Genomic DNA, 3,582 nt, shown 5'->3' on the forward strand with positions numbered 1-3,582 from the left:
GCCATTGCCCGGGCCACCGACTTCGGCGACACCCAGCTGTGGACCCGGGTCAACAGCCTCGACTCACCGTGGGGTCTCGACGACCTGATCACGCTGGTCACGGCGGTCGGCGACAAGCTGGACGTGATCATGGTGCCGAAGGTGGAGGGCGCCGAGGACATCCACTACGTCGACCGGCTGCTGGCCAGTTGGAGGCCAAGGCCAGCCTGACCAGGCCGATCCTGGTGCACGCCATCCTGGAGACGGCCCGTGGCGTGGCCAACGTCGAGGAGATCGCCGGCGCGAGTCCCCGCATGCAGGGCCTGTCGCTCGGCCCGGCCGATCTGGCGGCGAGCCGTCGGATGAAAACGACCCGCGTCGGTGGCGGCCACCCCGGCTATCTGGTGCGCACCGACCCGACCGGCGATGACCTGACCGCCGGCCGGCAGACCTTCCAGCAGGACCTCTGGCACTACACCGTCGCGCGCATGGTCGACGCCTGTGCGGCGCACGGCATTCTGCCGTTCTACGGGCCGTTCGGCGATATCCGCGATGTCGTCGCCTGCGAGGACCAGTTCCGCAACGCCTTCCTGCTCGGCTGCGTCGGGGCGTGGAGCCTGCATCCCGTGCAGATCGAGATCGCCCGCCGGGTGTTCTCGCCGTCGCCGGACGAGGTGTCGTGGGCCCGCAAGGTCATCGCCGCGATGGGCGACGGCACCGGCGCCGTGATGATCGACGGCAAGATGCAGGACGACGCCACCGTCAAGCAGTGCCGCGTCGTCGCCGAACTGGCCGACGCGCTGGCGGCGCGTGATCCCGAACTGGCCAAAGCGTATGCGGAGGCATCAGATGACTGACCTGCGACCGCGCCGGTCGGCGCTCTACATGCCGGGCGCCAACGAGCGTGCCCTGGAGAAGGCCAAGACGCTGCCGGCCGACGCGCTGATCCTCGATCTGGAGGACGCCGTCGCCCCCGACGCCAAGGTCGCGGCCCGCGAACGGGTCTGCGCCGCCGTCGCCTCCGGCGAGTACGGCCGCCGCGAGCTGACGATCCGGGTGAACGCCTGCGACACGCCGTGGCACGAGGACGATGTGCGGGCCGCCGCCAAGGTGGGGCCGGACGCCGTCGTGGTGCCGAAGGTCAACTCCGCCGCCGACGTGCACTCCGTCGAACGCGTCCTGGAGCAGGCCGGCGCCCCGGACCGGACGAAGATCTGGGCCATGGTGGAGTCGCCGGTCGCGATCCTGCACGCCAAGGAGATCGCCGCCGCCAGCGCCCGGCTGACGGTGCTGGTCATGGGCACCAACGACCTGGCCAAGGAGCTGCAGGCGCAGCACGTTCCCGGCCGCGCGCCGCTGCTGACCGGCCTGTCGCTGTGTCTGCTCGCCGCGCGGGCGTACGGCAAGCAGATCCTCGACGGCGTCTACAACGACGTGCGGGATCTCGACGGTTTCACCGCCGAGTGCCGGCAGGGCCGCGAGTTCGGCTTCGACGGCAAGACGCTGATCCACCCGAGCCAGCTGGAGCCGTGCAACCGGGCGTTCGCGCCGTCCGAGGAGGAGGTCGACCGCTCCCGCCGGATCATCGCCGCGTTCGAGGAGGCCGTGAAAAGGGGCGACGGCGTGGTCACCGTTGACGGTCGGATGATCGAGAACCTGCACGTCGACGACGCCCGCCGGCTGCTCGCGCTCGCCGACGCCGTCGAGGGGATTGGTTGAACGCGGCCAGCCACAGCACGCCGCCCAGCGCGAACCACGGGTTCCACAGCACCAGGCTCCAGAGCCGTTCTTCCGCGCTGACGTCGGCGATCCCGACCAGCAGCACGAATTCGATCAGGACGCCGCGCGCCACGAGGGCGGCGCCGGCGAACTGGCCGACCCGCTGCCACGGGTGCTTGAGCAGGCAGAATGCCGCGCCGGCGATCAACAGCGCGGCCACGCCCCACAGTCCGAACAGGACGAACCAGGTCGGCCGCCGCGCTGCCAGATCGGCGCCGGCCGAGGACGCCAAACCGATGTTGCCCCCGACCGCCCAGTAGATGTGCAGTGCCGCGAACAGCGCGCTCCAGCCCGCCGCCAACTTCCCCCACATGTCCAGTGATGCTAGACGAATGCGATGTGTCTAGGTACGGTAGACAGATGCCGGTTGACCGAGACCTGCTGCGGGACACTCGCGCCGCCGCCGACGCGTGGGCCGAGGCGCAGGATCGTACCGAACTTGCCAAGGCCGACTACCACCACGCGGTGCGTCGGCTGCACCTGGCCGGGGCCTCGCTGCGTGAGATCGCCGACGCGCTGGACATCAGCCACCAGCGGGTGCACCAGATGATCGAGGAAGCCGGCGGCACCGAGGGCTGGAAGCCGCGGCTCAAGGTCGGCGACTGCTCCTTCTGCGGCTCCAGCGCCGAGGAGGTCGAGCGGCTCATCGCCGGTCCGGGCGTTTTCGTCTGCGACGGCTGCGTGCGGCGCTTCCGGGCCCAGCCGCCGCTGACCTCCAGCGCCTCGGACTGCTCGTTCTGCGACCGGCCGGCCGCCGAGGACGGCTGGCTGGCCGAGGAGGCGGGCGTGCGAATCTGCGACCGCTGCCTGGAGTTCTGCGACGAAGTCCTGGCGACCCAGGGCTGAGGTCCGGGGTCGCCAGGACTCCTCGACGGCTACTTCTCGGCGATGCGTGTCACCGTGGCCGTGCCGTTGGCCTTGGTGGCGACCACGCCGACCTTGTCGCCCGTGTGCACGTCGCCGATGGCGGACTGCTTGCCGCCCTTGCGGACCTTGGTGTCGTTGTTGACGGTGTAGGTGGCGGTGAAGCCGTCGTCGCTCTTCACGGCGATCGAGGTCGAGCTGACCGACTGCACCTCGCCGCGCTGCACGTCGACGACCCGGTGGTCCTTGCCGTCCAACGTGACCTCGCCGTGTGCGACGTGGCCGAGCAGTTGCTTGTGGTGCTTGGCCTTCGCCGGCGTCGCCGGCGAGGCGGCGGGCGTGGAGGTGGAGGTTGGTGCGCTGCTGACGGCGTAGGCCACGCCGCCGCCCGCCACCAGGGCCACCACCGCGGCGCCGGTGATCAGTGCCGTCCTGGTTCTGGGTGTCATGACACCACTGTGTGGCACCAGGCTGAACCTGGGCTGAAACCTGCATGATCAACATTTTTGGGGCTGCACTAGGGTGTGCGCCGTGGCCGAGGTCGACTACTACGAACTGCTCGGGGTCCCGCGCGGCGCATCGGCCGCCGAGGTGAAGTCGGCCTACCGTGCGCTGGCCAAGGTGATGCACCCGGACGCCGGCGGTACCGCCGGCACGTTCCGGCTGCTCCAGGTCGCATACGAAACGCTGACGACCCCACTCGGCGGGCCCGCTACGACCTCGGCGACGTCCCCGAGCCCGCGCCGCCCGCCGCCGCCCCGCGCACCAGAAGACCCGCGCCGCGGCGGGACTTCGGCGACGACCCCGACTACGTGCCGAAGCTGCCGCGGAATCGACCCCCGGGCATCCCCTGTGGGCGCTGGTCGACGCCGCCGAGCGAATCCGCTACGTGCCCCAGGTCGGTCCCGGTCACGCCCCCGTCGCGGTGGCCCTCGCGAGCCTGATCCTGTTGCTCTCCAT

The 3,582-nt window shown here is 70.7% G+C and carries 5 protein-coding genes and 1 pseudogene; 4 read left to right on the forward strand and 2 right to left on the reverse strand.

Annotated elements, in window-relative coordinates:
* A pseudogene (locus KUTG_RS37850) lies at positions 1-836 on the forward strand (CoA ester lyase); the annotation flags it as partial.
* Positions 829-1,698 carry an HpcH/HpaI aldolase/citrate lyase family protein gene (locus tag KUTG_RS37855; protein ID WP_043723797.1) on the forward strand — a complete coding sequence of 290 codons (870 nt, stop codon included), beginning with the start codon at positions 829-831 and terminating at the stop codon, positions 1,696-1,698. The pseudogene KUTG_RS37850 and the gene KUTG_RS37855, both read left to right, overlap by 8 nt.
* Here the strand turns inward: KUTG_RS37855 and KUTG_RS57020 are convergent.
* The gene (locus KUTG_RS57020; RefSeq protein WP_084580251.1) at positions 1,607-2,071 is read right to left on the reverse strand and encodes a DUF3995 domain-containing protein; all 465 of its coding nucleotides are present in this window, start codon (positions 2,069-2,071) and stop codon (positions 1,607-1,609) included. The genes KUTG_RS37855 and KUTG_RS57020 overlap by 92 nt on opposite strands.
* Before the next feature lie 47 nt (positions 2,072-2,118).
* On the opposite strand from KUTG_RS57020, the gene KUTG_RS62095 reads away from it, so the two are divergent.
* Entirely contained in the window at positions 2,119-2,604 is a 486-nt protein-coding gene (locus KUTG_RS62095; protein ID WP_043723800.1) for a ClpX C4-type zinc finger protein, read from the forward strand.
* A gap of 29 nt (positions 2,605-2,633) precedes the next feature.
* Here KUTG_RS62095 and KUTG_RS37865 read toward each other — a convergent pair whose 3' ends face one another.
* A complete protein-coding gene (locus KUTG_RS37865) occupies positions 2,634-3,071 on the reverse strand; it encodes a hypothetical protein (RefSeq protein ID WP_157495049.1) in 438 nt (145 codons plus the stop codon).
* 142 nt (positions 3,072-3,213) lie between these two features.
* On the opposite strand from KUTG_RS37865, the gene KUTG_RS57030 reads away from it, so the two are divergent.
* A partial coding sequence (locus tag KUTG_RS57030; RefSeq protein WP_369794670.1) for a J domain-containing protein occupies positions 3,214-3,582 on the forward strand: 369 nt, incomplete at its 3' end.

Origin of the sequence: Kutzneria sp. 744 (assembly GCF_000568255.1) — a bacterium.
GTDB lineage: Bacteria > Actinomycetota > Actinomycetes > Mycobacteriales > Pseudonocardiaceae > Kutzneria.

Excerpts from the sequence above, each read along its gene's own strand:
- KUTG_RS37855 (WP_043723797.1), top strand. The coding sequence starts at position 829 with ATGACTGACCTGCGACCGCGCCGGTCGGCGCTCTACATGCCGGGCGCC.
- KUTG_RS57020 (WP_084580251.1), bottom strand. The coding sequence starts at position 2,071 with ATGTGGGGGAAGTTGGCGGCGGGCTGGAGCGCGCTGTTCGCGGCACTG.
- KUTG_RS62095 (WP_043723800.1), top strand. The coding sequence starts at position 2,119 with ATGCCGGTTGACCGAGACCTGCTGCGGGACACTCGCGCCGCCGCCGAC.
- KUTG_RS37865 (WP_157495049.1), bottom strand. The coding sequence starts at position 3,071 with ATGACACCCAGAACCAGGACGGCACTGATCACCGGCGCCGCGGTGGTG.